Below are 14,586 nucleotides of genomic sequence, written 5' to 3'. Positions count from 1 at the left end.
GACGGCCTGAACAATCGTCAATATCGGTCGGAGGGGTGGCTTTGTAAAGCCGTTTGTCTCCACCCGCGTAGCGGGTGGTTTAAAGCTGGCCGCTGCGCGGCCAGCAGACTAAAGTCTTGAACAAAAAGGCCCCCGCAAAGCGGAGGCCTTAGGCAAGGCTATGTCGAGCTGCAGGATTCGCGCTACTCGCAGAGCGAAAGGGCGGCCTCGTCGGCAACGACAACGCAGTTGGTGTGCAGCTGCAGGATCGAAGCCGGGCACTCGGGCGTAACCGGACCATAGCACATGTCATGCACGGCCTGAGCCTTGGCCTCGCCGTTGGCGACAACCAGGATCATGCGGGCATACATGATAGTCTGAGTGCCCATGGTGTAGGCCTGACGGGGAACATCGTCGATGCTGTCGAACAGGCGGCTGTTGGCCTGAATGGTGCTCTCGGTGAGGTCGACGCAGTGCGTACCCTTGGAGAAGTGGTCATCGGGCTCGTTGAAGCCGATGTGGCCGTTGTTGCCAATGCCGAGCAGCTGCAGATCCGGGTAACCGGCGTCGGCGACGATCTTGTCGTACTCAGAGCAGGCAGCGGCGGCGTCGGGGTTGGAACCGTCGGGCACATGCGTGTTGTTCAGGTCGATGTTGATGTGATCGAAGAAGTTCTCACGCATGAAGTAGTGATAGCTCTGGGGATCGTCGTGCGAAAGACCGCGATACTCGTCCAGGTTGTAGGTGCTGACCTCGGCAAAGTCGACGTCGCCCTTCTCGTACCAAGCAGCAAGCTGCTTGTAGGCACCGATCGGGGTGGAGCCGGTGGCAAGGCCCAGCACACAGTCGGGCTTGAGGATAACCTGCGCCGAGATAATATTGGCGGCCTTGCGGCTCATATCCTCGTAGTCTTTAGCTTTAATGATCTTCATTACGCGTCCTTTCTCGTACAAGAGAGGCAAGGCTCCCTTACAAGCACTTGCCCGCGGCCCGCGTCGGCCGCAACCAACGTGTGCGGCCACCAGGGCGAGGTCGCGTAATGTATGTGTCTCGTGTCTAACCGCGTCGAGGCCCCTGCCCGTCCACGGTGACCCAAAGCCTTTTAGCTTCGGACAAATCCCATCTTGCCACGGAGGGCGTCCTCTTTCAAGGGCGCCCTCCGTAAACGTGTTTGAATTATAGACTAATGGCCACGTGCACTTGCTAGCGCTCGCGAGCAACGATGAGCTGGTCCATCTCTTCGACATGCACGCCAACGGAGCCCTTGATGCTCGAGAACTCAACGGAGTTGCACACCAAGATGGGAACCGTTACATCGTAGCCCTCGGCAGCAATTGCCTCGCGATCGAACTCAATGAGTACATCGCCCTTATGGACGATGTCACCCACTTGCGCATGTACGGTAAAGTGCTTGCCCTCGAGCTGAACAGTGTCCAAACCAACGTGGATGAGCACGTCCAAGCCATCGACCGTGTTAAGCGCAACGGCGTGTCCCGTGGGAAAAATAGCCTCGACCTTGGCATCAGCCGGCGCGATCACGCGCGTTCCGGTGGGCTGAATCGCCACGCCCTGGCCCAAAAGGCCAGTAGCAAACGTCTGGTCGTTTACCTCGGAGAGCGGAATGACGTCACCCGAGATGGGAGCATCCAACGTAAGGATTCGACCACGCATACCAAAAGACCTTAGGACTTTAGTGAACATGCTCCCCCTCGGACATACCGATCAATCAAAATAACCTTAACAGTTTACCACTTGGCACCCGTTTTTGACCATTAGGGAAGTTCGCGCTTGACAACCTCGACGATGTCGTCGACAACGCGCTGGGTCAGCTCGTGCGTCTCGGCCTCGGCCATCACGCGGACCAGCGGCTCGGTACCGCTCGGGCGCACCAGAATGCGGCCGCGGCCGTCAAGCTCCTTCTCGGCAGCAGCGACGGCATCCCAAATGGGCTGGCAATCGTCCAGACCAGCCTTGTTGTCGGAATGCACGTTGACGAGTACCTGCGGGTACTTCTTCATGATGCCGGCAAGATCGGTGAGGGTGCGACCGGTGCGCTTGAGCACGGCCAGCAGCTGCAGAGCCGTCACCAGGCCGTCACCGGTGGTGTTGTGCTCCAGGAAGATGATGTGGCCGGACTGTTCGCCGCCGATGACGGCGCCGTCCGCGAGCATGCGCTCCAGAACGTAGCGGTCGCCCACGGCGGTCTGAACCATCTCAAAGCCCTGCTCCTTCATAGCGATGGAGAAGCCCAGGTTGCACATTACGGTCGAGACGATCTCGGAGTTGGCGAGCTTGCCGCGAGCGGCAAGGTCAGAACCGCAGATAGCCAGGATGTAGTCACCGTCGATCTCATTGCCCTCGCTGTCCACGAACAGCACGCGATCGGCGTCGCCGTCGTGGGCCAGACCGATGTCAGCATGGGTGCGCAGCACGAGCTCGTGCAGGGGCTCGAGGTGCGTAGAGCCGCACTCAACGTTAATGTCAGTGCCGCAGTAATCGGTGTTGATTGCGTGCACCGTGGCACCCAGGCGCTGCAGCGCGGCGGGCGTGGTCTGGCAAGAAGCACCGTGACCGCAGTCGACGGCAACGACCAGGCCGTCGAGCCTCAGGCCATCAAGCGTATCGATGGCGTGATCGACGTATGCCTTGCGAGCGTCCTTCATCTTGATAATGTGGCCCACGCCGGCACCGGTCGGCAGCGTGTCGGCAGCCATGGCTTCCTCGGACATGACCCAGGCGCTGATCTCTTCCTCGACAGCATCGGGAAGCTTCATTCCTTTGCGGCTAAAGAACTTGATGCCGTTGAACTCCGGCGGATTGTGCGAAGCGGAGATGACGATGCCGCCGTCGAGCTCGTTTTGAACAGTGAGCAGCGCCACGGCAGGCGTGGGGATGACGCCGCAGCAGTGCGGACGGCCGCCCTCGGCCATGATGCCGGCGGTCAGAGCGCTCTCGAGCATGGTGCCCGAAAGACGCGTGTCGCGGCCGATGCAGATATCCGGACCAAGGAACTTGGTCGCCGCGCGGCCCAGGCGAAACGCGAGGTCGCACGAAAGATCGGCGTTGGCGACGCCACGGACGCCGTCGGTACCGAAGATGTTCTGGGGCATAGGATCGCTCCTTCCCTAGCAGGCGATATGCAACCGCCCACCCTAGTCGAAAAAGAAAAGCGGGACCCGCCGAGGAATCGGCAGGCCCCGCTTGTACATTGTATCTCGAAAGGAGATAAAACCTTAGCGCTTGGAGAACTGGGGAGCGCGGCGGGCCTTCTTGAGGCCGTACTTCTTGCGCTCGACCACGCGAGCATCGCGCGTAAGGAAACCGGCCTTCTTGAGGTCAGCACGGTAGTCGCCAGCGTTCAGAAGAGCACGAGCGATGCCCAGGCGCAGAGCGCCGGACTGACCGGAAATGCCGCCGCCATCGCACAGAGCGATAACGTCGAACTGACCGGCGGTGTCGGTCACCTTGAAGGGAGCAAGGGCGTTCTCAACGAGCTGATGACGGCCGAAATACTGCTCGGCGTCACGCTTGTTGATGGTCACCTTGCCGGTGCCGGGGACGAGACGGACGCGGGCGACGGCGTTCTTACGACGGCCGGTACCCTGGTAGACAACGGTGTTCTCAGCCATCTTTAAGCCTCCAGCTCAATCTTCGTGGGGTTCTGGGCAGCATGCGGATGCTCGGTGCCAGCGTAGACCTTAAGCTTGGTCATCTGGGCACGGCCGAGGGTGGTCTTGGGCAGCATACCGCGAACGGCGCGCTCGATGACCTTCTCCGGGTGCTTCTCCATAGCCTGGCGGAAGCTCTCAGCCTTGAGGCCGCCGTTGTAGCCGCTGTGGCGATAATAGGTCTTCGTGTCGGCCTTGTTACCGGTAAGCTGGACCTTATCGGCGTTGATGACGACAACGAAGTCGCCGCAGTCACTGTTGGGCGTGAACTGGGGCTTGTTCTTACCGCGCAGGATCATTGCGATCTGGGTGGCAAGACGGCCCAGGACAGCACCATCGGCGTCGACGAGAACCCAGTTGCGCTGGACCTCGCCCTGCTTGGCGTAGTGAGTCGATTTCGAAATCACTTAGACTCCTCCATGTACAGTACGTGTTGTTACAGAGATTCACGGGGCTCTGCAAGTAACCCGTCCATATTACCCCGCTCGCCGTACGAGTCAACAGGTATTTTGGCTCCGACCAGAGTTTCTGCACATGTCATCCACGAGCCGTGATTTTCCAGCTCTTTAGCTGTTGTCATTTTTTGAGGGTTCGCCGTCGCTAGCGCTCAACGAACTCTTGGATTTCCGCGAGCAGGCGCTTTGCCTCCTGGCGGCCCTGAATATACAGGTCCAAAAGCTTTGCCGGATCGTGCTCGACATGACCGACCTCGACCGGCTTTTGCGGAGCGACGACCAACGCACGGCCCTCGCGCTCATACTTCCACAGGTGCATGCGCTGGATGTTGTAGCGGTCGTGGCGCGTCTCGATTCCCTCGAGCAGATAGGGGTAGTCGGCATAGCGGGCGCGCGCGGCAGGCATAAACTCGTAAGGCTTTTTCTCGTACGAGCGGTCCTGCGTGACGATGACGACCGCACGGTCGAAGCCCGCCTCCTCCAGCACGTGCTCGATGGGGATCGAATCGGCTACGCCACCGTCGACGTATTTGTGCCCGTCAATCTCGACCGGCGGCGTCACCAGCGGCAGCGACGTCGAGGCGCGTACGGCGTCGAGATCGAGCACGGCGCTTTTGACCGGGAGGTACGTGGCGGTTCCAAAAAGCATGTCCGTCGCGACGGCGTACATCTCGATGGGGCTCGCGTCGAACGTCTCATTGTCAAAGGGATCCAGGCGGTCCTGGACATCGTTGAAGATAAAGTCGTAACCCACAATAGAGCCCGTAGACGCAAACGATGCGGCGCCCATGAAGCGGCTGTCGCTGCAGAAAGCCAGGTTGATGCGGTTGGCACGGCCGATCTGGTGCGACTTGTAGTTCACGCCGTTGAGGGCACCGGCCGATACACCGTAGACAGCCGGAATCTCGACGCCGGCCTCCATGAGAACGTCGAGCACGCCCGCGGTAAATTGTCCGCGGAAGCTGCCGCCCTCCAGGACGAGCGCGACCTTGCCGGCGTTCTTTGCCTTATCTTCTGCAGTCATATTGACCTCCTGCGATTGCGTTTTGGCTTTCTTCTACCCAGTTTTGAGATGGCGAGAGCGCATGGGTTTGGAGTTGAGGAGGGCGGAGCGGTCGGCGGGAAAGCGTGTCCCGTTCTCAGAGCAAATTCCGGGTCGTATTTTCCGCTGATCCCGCCATCTGGAAAATGAATCCCATTCCGAGCTTAGATTCCGGGATGCGCTTTCCGCTTGAGCTGCCATTGGGAAAGCATGTCCCACTCTACAGCGGGATTCCGGGTCGCAGTTTCCGCTTGAGGCGCCATCCGGAAACTACGTCCCAGTCTGAGCGCGGATTCCGGGACGCGCTTTCCGCCTGGGCCGCCATTGGGAAAGCGCGTCCCACCCTGCGTTGCCGTAGCGTTTGCTTAACGCCCGCGCCCTGCACAGAGTTCGATTCTCCGCGGGTTTGGAGGGTCCGTCGGTGCGGGGCATGGCCAGCGGAAATACCATCGGCAGCACATCTGTTTTGGGCTGGGGCTTTGCGCGGAGAATCCGCGTATTTGCGAAGCAAATCCGCACCGGCTTCGGCCGCCTGCCGGCGTCCTCGCCCGCGGGCTAAAAACGCTTACGCGTTTTCTTTACGCCCGCGCCCTGCACAGAGTTCGATTCTCCGCGGTACGGACTGGAAATAAAAAGGCAGGTAGATATAAGTATCTACCTGCCTGTTACTTATGGTGGAGCTGGCGTTCATTCGGTCGAACACCTCGCCACCTGGACCTATAGCGCCAGGCAGCGACGGATTATCGCCCAAGCCGGCAGAATCGTCAAACGTGAACGCCACGCGCAGGCCGTCGTCATCGTCGGGGCCGCCCAGCACCACGCGCGCCACGAACGTGCGCAGAAGCTGCGCGTCGTCCACCTCGGCGGCGGCCATGCCCTCAAGCCAGAACAGCGCGCGGTCGTAGTCAAGGCGGGCGGCCTCAAGGGCCTCGGCCGTGCGCAGCTCGTCCTTGAGGAGCGCCTGCCGCTGCTTCAGCGCGCCTATGCGCTCCTTGCCGCCCGGCGGCGCGATGCCCGACTCGATGGCCGCCCATATGTTGGAGAACGCCGTCTCGATCTTGGCCAGCTCGCCCTTTATGGTCTCGCTCAAGGGCTTCTCGTCGGCGCGCTCCTCCTCGGCGTCGGCCAGCATGCGAGCGATGCGCTCGCGGCTGTCGGCGCTGCCCAGGGCCTCGCGCACGGCGTCGGCCACGCGCTTCTCCACGACATCGCGACGCACGGTGCGCCCGCAGCTGCGGCAGCGGTAGTAGTGATAGGGCCTGCCCGACTTGCCCGTGCCGCTGGTGCCGGTCATCAGCCCGCCGTCGCGCCCGTCGTAGAGCTTGCCCGTGAGCGGGAAGTCCCACGCTTCGGTCTTGGCGCGGGGCCTGTGCGAGTCCTCAAGCATCCGTATCACCCTCTCCTCGTCATCCATGGGAACGATGGCGGGCATGCCGCCGGGCACGACCACGCCCGCGTAGCGGTACTCCCCGCCGTTCTCCCGCCGCATCAGTATGCGGCGCACCGTCTGGAAGCGCCACTTGCCGCCGCGCTTGGTGCGGTACGGCTCCCAGGCGCGCACCACGTCGGCCACCGACTTGCCCGACAAGACCATGCGCACGCCCAGGCGGATGGCGGCGGCCTCCTCCTCGTTGACCACGTAGCGCCCGTCCACTATGTCCCAGCCGTAGCGCACGCAGCCGTTGGCCATGCACCGCTCGGCGTTCTTCTGTATGCCGTCGCGTATGCGCTCGCCGTCGAGCGCGCTCTCGTACTCCGCCAGCACCTCCAGCATGCCCAGCTGCAGCACGCCCGCCGAGCCGTCCGAAATGTCCTCGCCCGCGTACAGTATCTCGACGCGGCAGCGGCGCAGCATGATGCGCGCCATGGCCATCTCGTCGCGGTTGCGCATGATTCGGGTAACTTTATATATGACCACGAAATCGAACAGCCCTCGCTTGGCGTCGGCCATCATGCGCTGGAACTCGGCGCGGTCGGTGTTGGTGCCCGTCTGCGCGAAGTCGCAGTACGTGGCCACCACGCGCAGGTCGTTCTCGGCGCAGTAGGCGCGGGACTTCTCCACCTGTATCTCTATGGACTCGCCGCGCTGGTTGTGGCTCGAGAAGCGGGCGTATATCGCCGCGCGCCCGCCCACGGCTACTCCATCTCGTCGGCGGCCTGGAACCACACCACCGTGCCGATCACTCGCACGGGTCCGTCGTCCATGCCGAAAATCATGTCCTCGTAGTCCTCGAAGCTATCCGCCGACAGCATCAGCTTGGTGCTGCCCTTGTACCAGCGGCGCATGACCGCGCGGTAGTCCTCGGTCTCCACCACGGCGATGGACCCGTTGGCGGGCTGGCGGTCGGGGTCGACCAGCACGTGGCTGCCCTCGGGTATGACGCGGTTCATGCAGTCGCCCTCGACCTCCAGGGCGAAAGCGCGCGGGTGGCCGGCGCACACGGAGGCGGGCACCTCCACGCGGTGCGCGACCTCCTCCTCGTCGGCGAGCGAGCCGGCGTGCACGCGCCCGAGCGTGAGCAGCGGCACGGTTGCGCTGCTGGCCACCACGGGCATGGCACCGGCGGGCATATAGGAGCTGCCCTTGGGCTTTTTGCTCACGGGGTCAATCTGATCCATTCCGCCGTCTTCTATAAGGTGTGACTTACTAATCTGATAGCAGGCCGCCATGCGCTCAATAGCTCCCATACGGGGTTCGGAGCGGCCATTTTCCCACTGCGAAACGGCGTTACCTGTCACACCTGCAATCTCACCCAGTTCATCCTGGGTAACGTCGAAAATCTGCCGTAACTTCTTTATGTTGTCGGATATCGGCATCTTAACTCCTTCCAGGACTTAAATTTATTTTCAATTTTACCAAAATTAATCTTGACCGTGTTCTGAAGATTAATTACAGTTATGGACAGAAAGGAGGGAGTATGAAGTCACTCAAGCAGGCGCGCATGAGCAAGGGCGTAACCAAGAAGGCAATGGCTGAACATCTGGGCATTTCAGGACCTACATACGATGTTTATGAAGACCACCCCGACCGTATGCGCATCGAGACGGCTAAAAAGGCCGCCGACTTCTTGGGCTACAAACCCGAAGAAATTTTTTTCGCTTCAAACTGTAATTAGATTTACCTATCAGAAAAGGAGACACACCATGACCACCAAGAGCCACCAGCCCGAGTTCGTCGCCGAGATCATCGGCAAAACGCTCGACCACCTCATCGACGACCGCAAGCGCGTGGCCGTCGACTTCGAGCTGGCCGAGAACGGCTGCATGGAGGAGACGCACGTCAGCCTCAAGCGCCGCATCGCGGCCATGTGGGGCTTCCAGACGAGCGGCATCGAGCTTCTGGAGGCGAGCACGACCTGGTTCGAGCTCGGCGGCATGCAGTTCAACGTCTACGGCTCCGTGCAGTTCAGCGTGAACGGCAAGGGCTGGAGCACCGACTTCAAGACCATCGCGCGCGACACCGCGTACGACGAGAAGGAGTAGGCCATGCTGAACGAGGTGACCGTACGGGGGGGTTCACCGCCCTCAACGTGAAGAGCGGCAAGTGCGTGCTGCAGTTTGAGCTGGACCCGAAGTTCCGCGACACCATCCCCAAGCTGGTGGAGTTCACGGGGCAGATGCTCAACATCCACGCGTACGACGACCAGGAGGTGATGTTCGTGGATAGGGACACCGGTGAGGTCGCCTACGAGGACGCCCCGCTGCTTCTGCCGGGCGTCGCGGGCGAATGACCCCGATACAGCGCGCCATGTGCGACGAGTGCGCCGCCATGATGCGCGAGTTCTACAAGGACCCAGAGAACGAGAGGAAGTTCCAGGAATGGAAAAGATCAAGGGAAAGAGGGTGCGCGTCGCAGCCGGCAAGCGAAAGACGCGCACCGCAACGGTTCGCTTCCGAACCGAGACCAGTGTAACACCCGAGCAGCGCCGCGAGAGGCTGCAGGCCGTTTTCGCCGCCCTGTTCGTATGCGCGTGCATCGCCGCCACATGGGCGCTGGAGGCAACAGTATGGCCGAGGTAGACGCCAAGGCCCAGGCCCTCGTGGCCAAGGCGTGCGGCTGGGTTGCCTCGAACCCCGATACATGGGCGAAGCTGCGCCGCATCTGCTACCGCCTGATGCTGGAGGGCCACGTCATCCAGCGCGACAACGTGTACACCCTGGCGTGCCAGAACGGCATGACCGTGAGCGAGGCCAGCGAGTTCAAGCGCGACCACAACCTGTGGAGCGTGCTGTCCCGCTACATGGTGCTGCAGCGCCCCTCCATGCTGGCCGCCGTGAGCTTCCGCCGCACGCCGGTGGACTCCGTGGACCTGGTGGGCACGTGGGAGGCCATCGTGGGCCCAGCCGTTTTCGCCGCCTCCACGCTAACCGAGGCGCAGGGCATCTACGACAGGGGCGCGCAATGAGGTGCACCGTCACGGTCGAGGGCCGAATGCCGAGCCTGAACGACTACATCAGCGCCGAGCGCGCCAACCGCTACAAGGCGGCGGCCATGAAGAAGCGCGAGACGGCGCGCGTGAGGGCGGCGGCCATGCAGCAGCGCGCGCCGCGCTTCGAGCGCCGGGTGACCGTGCGCACCACGTTCTACGAGCCCGACATGCGCCGCGACGCCGACAACGTGGGCTTCGCGCGCAAGTTCGTGCTCGACGGCCTGGTGGCGGCGGGCGTAATCAAGGACGACTCCCGCAAGTACGTGGAGCAGTGCCCCGACAGGGTGCTCACCGACAGGGCGCGCCCCCGCGTGGTCGTGGAGGTGAGCGACGAGTGACCCGCCGAGACAAGGGCAGGCCACACAGGGCGTGGCGCAAGGCCGACCTCGACCGCATAGCCGAGCTGGCGGGAAAGGTGCCCGCCCGCGAGATTCGCCGCGAGCTGCGGCTGTCCAAGAACCAGTTGGATAACGCGCGGCGCGTGATCAACGCCAGCGGCGGCCACGTGTCCCTGCGCTGCTACCGCCACCGCCTGGAGCTGTGCCCGTCGTGCGGGTGCCGCAGGGCGACCCTCGGCAAGGACGGCATCTGCGAACCGTGCAGACGCCAGCAGCAGCTTGAGGCCATAGAGGCCCGCATAGCCGAGCTGCTGCCGAGGCTGACCGCAGAGGAGCGCCGCACCTACGAGCGCACCGAGTGCGGCCGAGAGAGCCGCGCCGACCCCATGCCGCAGGCCCCGGACACCTCGGGCATGAGCCGCTACGCCGCCGACAAGGCAGCAGAGGCGCACGACGAGGCCATGGAACGGTGGCTGTGCCGTTACCTGTACCGCAGGGTCAAGGCGGCGCAGAAGCGCAAGGAGCGCATAGAGAAAAAAGTTCCGAAATCCTGAAAAGTTTTTATCACTTTTAGTTTTCCCAGTTAGGAGACCCAAATGCTCACGGAAATCATCAGCAAGACCGTCGCGGACAAGACGGTGGACAGCATCCTGAGGCGCATCGAGCGCGCCGTCCCCGTGCCCGAGTCGGGCGACGGCGGCTTCGACGCCGCCATGCGCCAGGCGTTCAACATGGGGGCCGCCTGCATGGCCGCGCAAATCAAGAACGGCCCCGTGCCCACCAAGCGCATCGCGCTCATGGGCGAGGTGGCCCGCGTGGCGTGCCGCGCCCGCCTGGTGGGCATGGAGTGCCGCGTGGTCGTAGACGAGGGGGCCCGCGCGTGCAATCGCTAGAGGAGGTCGCGATCTGCGACGTGTACCCCTACGAGCGCGCCGACGGCGAGCCGATGAACCCGCGCGACTTCACCACCAGGGAGAGCGCCGAGCACATCGCGGCCCTGGCCGCGCAGTTCAAGGCCAACCGCCTCAACCCCGGCCAGCCCGTCATGAAGCCCATCCTGTACAAGGAGGGCGGCATCTACTGGATCGTCGACGGCGAGTGCCGCGTGCGCGCCATGAGGGCCATCGGCACCGAGCGTTTCCTCGCCGAGGTCTACGACGACCTGGACGACGCCGAGCTGGCGCGCGTGGAGGCCGCCAAGGCCATGGTGGAGACCAACGCCAAGCTGGGGCTGACCGCCGAGGAGAAGTCGCGCGGCGTGCAGACCATGCTGGCGCTCGACATTCCCGACGAGGAGGTGGCCGTGGCCGCCCGCACCGACGCGGGCACCGTGGCCAAGGCGCGCCGCGCCGCCCGCAGGGTGCAGGACGCCGCCTACGACATGACGCTCGACCGCCTGGTCGCCATCGCCGAGTTCGAGGGCGACGACGAGGCTGTGGCCGAGCTGCGCGACTGCAAGCAGTCCGAATGGCAGCGCGTGTACGCGAGCCTGAAGGCCGAGGCCGAGCAGAGGCGCAACCGCGCCGAAGTGGTGGCGGTGCTTGCCGACGCGGGCGTCGAGTTCGTCGACGAATGCCCCGAGGGCTTCGCCGCATGCCGCACGTTTTCCGACTACCGCCCCGACCTGGCGGCGCTGGACGCCTACGTGGCCGACAACGCGGGCGCGGGGCTTCTGGCCGAGGAGACGTCGTTCGGCGTGACCCTGCTGGCGCCGGTGGCCGAGGGGGCCGACGAGGCCGCACAGGCCGCAGCCCAGCGCAAGGCCGACTTCCAGGCCGCCTACGAGGACGGCGCGAAGGCCCGCCGCGAGTGGCTTGCCGCCCACGCGGGAGACCTCAAGTCGATGCGCCGCACGGCTCTGGCGCTGACCGCGTTCGCCATGGAGGCCGAGGCCGTGGAATCGTTCGAGGAGCTGCTGGGCCGACCCATCGACCGCACGCCCACCGAGCTGGCCGTGGCCATGGGCTGGCGGGCAGCGTGGAACATGAGCGGCTGGACGGCCTGGAGCCTCATGGAAGGCGGCAGCTCCGTGTACCTCAACCGAGCGACGGTCGAGAACGTGACCATCATCTACGAGGCCATGAAGGCCGACGGCTACGAGCCGAACGCGGCCGAGACGGAAACCTACGAGGCGTGCATGGCGCGCCTGGGAAGCGAGGAGTAAATGAGCGAAGCAGTTGAGGCCGAGATCATCGAGCCCGAGGAGGCTCCAGAGCTGACCGTGGCGTACTCCCCCGCCGTGATCGAGGCCAACTTCGACGCCCTGGAGGCGCACGTGCGCAGGCTGGTGGCCGACTACGAGGGCGCGACCTACGACATGGGCAAGGACGAGAACGTGAAGGCCGCCAAGCGCGACCGCGCCTACCTCAACGGCATCGCCAAGGAGATAGACGAGCGCCGCAAGGCCGTGAGCCGCGAGTACACGAAGCCCCTGGCCGCGTTCGAGGACAGGTGCAAGGCCGTGGCGGGCATCGCGAAGCAGGCAGCCGACGGCATCAAGGCGCAGCTGGACGAGGCCGAGGAGGAGCGCCAGCTGCGCGCGTACGCCAAGCTGCGGGAGCACTACGAGGAGTTCGCCGGGCTGCTGGCCCCCGTCGTGCCCTATGAGCGTTTCCACGAGAAGCAGTGGACCAACAAGACCTTCGGCGAGGTGAAGGCATTCAAGGCCCTGGAGGCCAAGGTAGAGCGCCTGGCCCAGGACTGGGAAACCCTCAAGGCGCAGTTCCAGGGCGAGCCGTTCTACGACGAGGCCGAGCGCGAGCTGTTCGCCACCCTGGACCTGGGCGCGGCCATAACGGCAGCGCACAAGGCCGAGGAGGAGCGCCGGCGCATCGCCGAGCTGAAGGCGGCCATGGAGCCGGAACCCGTGGAAGAGCCCGAACCCGAACCCGAAGCGGTGCCCGAGCCCGCGGAATGCCAGCCTGCAGAGTTCCCGCAGCCGCTTGAGCAGATGCCCGAGCCGCAGCCCGCGCCCATGCCCGCCCCGGTGCCGCCAGCGCCGCCCGCACCGGCACCCGTGGCCATGGCGGGCGACCCGTGGACGGTCGTGGTGCCGTGCGCCACGCGCGAGCAGATGCAGGGCGTCGCGGCGGCCCTCAAGGCGCAGGGCGTCGTGGGCACCATCATGCACGGCACGGTGGGCCAGGTTTACGAGCGAATGAACGGAGGCTACTAGCATGACCCAGGAACAGCAGTCCATCGACCTCATGGCGGCCGTTGCCCGTGTGCAGCGCGCCGTGGTGGTGCCCAAGGCCAAGTACAACGCTTTCGGCAAGTTCAGCTACCGCAGCTACGAGGACATAGTGGCCGCGCTGAAGGAGCCGTGCGCCAAGGAGGGCCTGGCGTTCTTCATGACCGACGAGCTGGTGCAGATAGGCGACCGCTACTACGTGAAGTCCACGGCGTGCGTGTTCCCCGTCGAGGGCGGCGAGGGCCTGCTGCAGGTGAGCGCCTACGCCCGCGAGGAGGAGCACAAGAAGGGCTCGGACGACGCCCAGGTGACCGGCATGGCGTCGAGCTACGCCCGCAAGTACGCGCTGTGCGGCGCGTTCGCCATCGACGGGCAGAGCGATCCCGACGCCATGGAGGAGCAGCCCGCGCCCGAGGAGAAGCAGCCGCCCGCAGACGGCCCCTTTACGGCCCACTGCCGCAGCTGCGGGGCGCGCTACCAGTTCGCCAGCATGCCGCAGTACATGGAGTTCGTGGCCAACAGCCCGTGCTGTCCGCGCCCCGACTGGCAGGTGGAGTAGATGCAGGCGCTCACCGAGGAGCTGGACGAGCTGACCGACAGGTTGGAGGCCGAGCTGAAGACCTGCAAGGAGTCGGGCTGCCAGTACGCCGAGAACGAGGCCGAGTACCGCAAGGCCCTGCGCATCGCCATCCTGAACGAGCGCCAGAAGGGCACGCCCGTCACCATTATCGGCGACGTGTGCCGGGGCCAGGAGCAGATAGCGGAGGCCAAGCGCCGCCGCGACTGCTCCGAGGCCATCTACAAGGCCTCGCAGGAGGCCATCAACGTAATCAAGCTGCGTATCCGCATGGTAGACGCGCAGATCACCCGCATCTGGAACAGCGGGGACGTAACCCAAGGAGGGTATCTATGAGCATCAACCGCGTGTGCATATCCGGCAACCTGACCCGCGACCCCGTGCTGCGCTCCACGTCTGGCGGCATGTCCGTGCTGTCCATGGGCGTGGCCGTCAACGACCGCCGCAAGAACCAGCAGACCGGGCAGTGGGAGGACTACCCGGTCTTCGTGGACTGCACGCTGTTCGGCACCCGCGGCGAGAAGCTGGCGCAGTACCTCGCCAAAGGCAGCAAGGTGGCCATCGAGGGCAAGCTGCGCTACCGCAGCTGGAACGACCAGCAGACCGGTCAGAAGCGCAGCGCGCTGGAGGTCGTGGTGGACGAGCTGGAGTTCATGAGCGGCCAGCAACAGCAGCAGGGCTACGCGCCGCAGCAGTACGCGCCCCAGGCGGCCCCGCAAGCGCCGCAGGCCCGCACGTACGGCCAGGGACGCCCCGCCCCGGCACCTGCGCCGCAGCAGCCCGCCTACGCGCCGCAGCCGGCCACTCAGCAGGCGTACGCGCCACAGCAGCCCGCGCCGCAGCAGCAGGCCATGCCGCAGCAGCAGGCCATGCCCGATCTGTACGACGAGGATATCCCGTTTTAGGG

21 protein-coding genes and 1 pseudogene are annotated in these 14,586 nt (G+C 64.2%); 13 read left to right on the top strand and 9 right to left on the bottom strand.

Features of this window, described 5'->3' with window-relative positions; all coding sequences use genetic code 11:
• Window positions 1-182: 182 nt before the first annotated feature.
• From nagB to RX395_RS03035, 9 genes and pseudogenes are all read right to left on the bottom strand, one after another.
• Entirely contained in the window at window positions 183-911 is a 729-nt protein-coding gene (gene nagB, locus RX395_RS03075; protein WP_055287061.1) for a glucosamine-6-phosphate deaminase, read from the bottom strand.
• Between the two features lie 271 nt (window positions 912-1,182).
• Window positions 1,183-1,650: a PTS sugar transporter subunit IIA gene (locus tag RX395_RS03070; RefSeq protein ID WP_316365363.1), complete on the bottom strand. Its 468-nt coding sequence runs from the start codon at window positions 1,648-1,650 to the stop codon at window positions 1,183-1,185.
• Window positions 1,651-1,751: 101 nt separating this feature from the next.
• Window positions 1,752-3,089, bottom strand: a complete 1,338-nt coding sequence (glmM, locus tag RX395_RS03065; protein ID WP_316365361.1) for a phosphoglucosamine mutase — start codon at window positions 3,087-3,089, stop codon at window positions 1,752-1,754.
• A 123-nt stretch (window positions 3,090-3,212) separates the two neighbouring features.
• Window positions 3,213-3,608, bottom strand: a complete 396-nt coding sequence (rpsI, locus tag RX395_RS03060; protein WP_022094634.1) for a 30S ribosomal protein S9 — start codon at window positions 3,606-3,608, stop codon at window positions 3,213-3,215.
• A gap of 2 nt (window positions 3,609-3,610) precedes the next feature.
• Window positions 3,611-4,054, bottom strand: a complete 444-nt coding sequence (rplM, locus tag RX395_RS03055) for a 50S ribosomal protein L13 (RefSeq protein ID WP_195403996.1) — start codon at window positions 4,052-4,054, stop codon at window positions 3,611-3,613.
• A 193-nt stretch (window positions 4,055-4,247) separates the two neighbouring features.
• Complete coding sequence (locus tag RX395_RS03050) at window positions 4,248-5,126, bottom strand: patatin-like phospholipase family protein (RefSeq protein WP_316365357.1); 879 nt, start codon at window positions 5,124-5,126, stop codon at window positions 4,248-4,250.
• Between the two features lie 583 nt (window positions 5,127-5,709).
• On the bottom strand, window positions 5,710-7,278 hold the full coding sequence (locus RX395_RS03045) for a recombinase family protein (protein ID WP_316365355.1): 1,569 nt from the start codon (window positions 7,276-7,278) through the stop codon (window positions 5,710-5,712).
• 2 nt (window positions 7,279-7,280) lie between these two features.
• Window positions 7,281-7,763: a LexA family protein gene (locus tag RX395_RS03040; RefSeq protein WP_316365369.1), complete on the bottom strand. Its 483-nt coding sequence runs from the start codon at window positions 7,761-7,763 to the stop codon at window positions 7,281-7,283.
• Between the two features lie 36 nt (window positions 7,764-7,799).
• Window positions 7,800-7,961: pseudogene (locus RX395_RS03035) on the bottom strand (helix-turn-helix domain-containing protein); the annotation flags it as partial.
• 101 nt (window positions 7,962-8,062) lie between these two features.
• Here RX395_RS03035 and RX395_RS03030 point away from each other — a divergent pair.
• The 13 genes from RX395_RS03030 to RX395_RS02970 all read left to right on the top strand — a co-directional run bounded on the left by RX395_RS03030 (window position 8,063) and on the right by RX395_RS02970 (window position 14,584).
• A complete protein-coding gene (locus RX395_RS03030; RefSeq protein ID WP_117637851.1) occupies window positions 8,063-8,260 on the top strand; it encodes a helix-turn-helix domain-containing protein in 198 nt (65 codons plus the stop codon).
• Window positions 8,261-8,288: 28 nt separating this feature from the next.
• Window positions 8,289-8,627 carry a hypothetical protein gene (locus RX395_RS03025; protein ID WP_152067345.1) on the top strand — a complete coding sequence of 113 codons (339 nt, stop codon included), beginning with the start codon at window positions 8,289-8,291 and terminating at the stop codon, window positions 8,625-8,627.
• Between the two features lie 65 nt (window positions 8,628-8,692).
• A complete protein-coding gene (locus RX395_RS03020; protein WP_316365353.1) occupies window positions 8,693-8,875 on the top strand; it encodes a hypothetical protein in 183 nt (60 codons plus the stop codon).
• A gap of 88 nt (window positions 8,876-8,963) precedes the next feature.
• A complete protein-coding gene (locus RX395_RS03015) occupies window positions 8,964-9,164 on the top strand; it encodes a hypothetical protein (protein ID WP_152067347.1) in 201 nt (66 codons plus the stop codon).
• A complete protein-coding gene (locus tag RX395_RS03010; RefSeq protein ID WP_158551308.1) occupies window positions 9,152-9,550 on the top strand; it encodes a hypothetical protein in 399 nt (132 codons plus the stop codon). Before RX395_RS03015 ends, RX395_RS03010 begins: the two co-directional genes overlap by 13 nt.
• The gene (locus RX395_RS03005) at window positions 9,547-9,912 is read left to right on the top strand and encodes a RusA family crossover junction endodeoxyribonuclease (protein WP_158551309.1); all 366 of its coding nucleotides are present in this window, start codon (window positions 9,547-9,549) and stop codon (window positions 9,910-9,912) included. Before RX395_RS03010 ends, RX395_RS03005 begins: the two co-directional genes overlap by 4 nt.
• A complete protein-coding gene (locus RX395_RS03000) occupies window positions 9,909-10,466 on the top strand; it encodes a hypothetical protein (RefSeq protein ID WP_117765305.1) in 558 nt (185 codons plus the stop codon). Before RX395_RS03005 ends, RX395_RS03000 begins: the two co-directional genes overlap by 4 nt.
• 42 nt (window positions 10,467-10,508) lie before the next feature.
• A complete protein-coding gene (locus tag RX395_RS02995) occupies window positions 10,509-10,805 on the top strand; it encodes a hypothetical protein (RefSeq protein ID WP_316365349.1) in 297 nt (98 codons plus the stop codon).
• Window positions 10,793-12,076, top strand: a complete 1,284-nt coding sequence (locus tag RX395_RS02990) for a hypothetical protein (RefSeq protein WP_316365347.1) — start codon at window positions 10,793-10,795, stop codon at window positions 12,074-12,076. Before RX395_RS02995 ends, RX395_RS02990 begins: the two co-directional genes overlap by 13 nt.
• Window positions 12,077-13,087 (top strand): DUF1351 domain-containing protein, encoded by a 1,011-nt coding sequence (locus RX395_RS02985; RefSeq protein WP_316365345.1) that lies wholly within the window; start codon window positions 12,077-12,079, stop codon window positions 13,085-13,087.
• Window position 13,088: 1 nt separating this feature from the next.
• The gene (locus RX395_RS02980) at window positions 13,089-13,661 is read left to right on the top strand and encodes an ERF family protein (protein WP_316365343.1); all 573 of its coding nucleotides are present in this window, start codon (window positions 13,089-13,091) and stop codon (window positions 13,659-13,661) included.
• Complete coding sequence (locus RX395_RS02975; protein WP_117637860.1) at window positions 13,662-14,015, top strand: hypothetical protein; 354 nt, start codon at window positions 13,662-13,664, stop codon at window positions 14,013-14,015. It begins immediately after the preceding gene.
• Window positions 14,012-14,584, top strand: a complete 573-nt coding sequence (locus RX395_RS02970) for a single-stranded DNA-binding protein (RefSeq protein ID WP_316365341.1) — start codon at window positions 14,012-14,014, stop codon at window positions 14,582-14,584. The genes RX395_RS02975 and RX395_RS02970 overlap by 4 nt, the downstream gene beginning before the upstream one ends.
• Window positions 14,585-14,586: the final 2 nt, after the last annotated feature.

The organism is Collinsella aerofaciens, from assembly GCF_032584215.1.
Taxonomy (GTDB): domain Bacteria; phylum Actinomycetota; class Coriobacteriia; order Coriobacteriales; family Coriobacteriaceae; genus Collinsella.
Note: the sequence above shows the minus strand (reverse complement) of the source record. Positions and strands in the feature narration are given on the sequence as shown.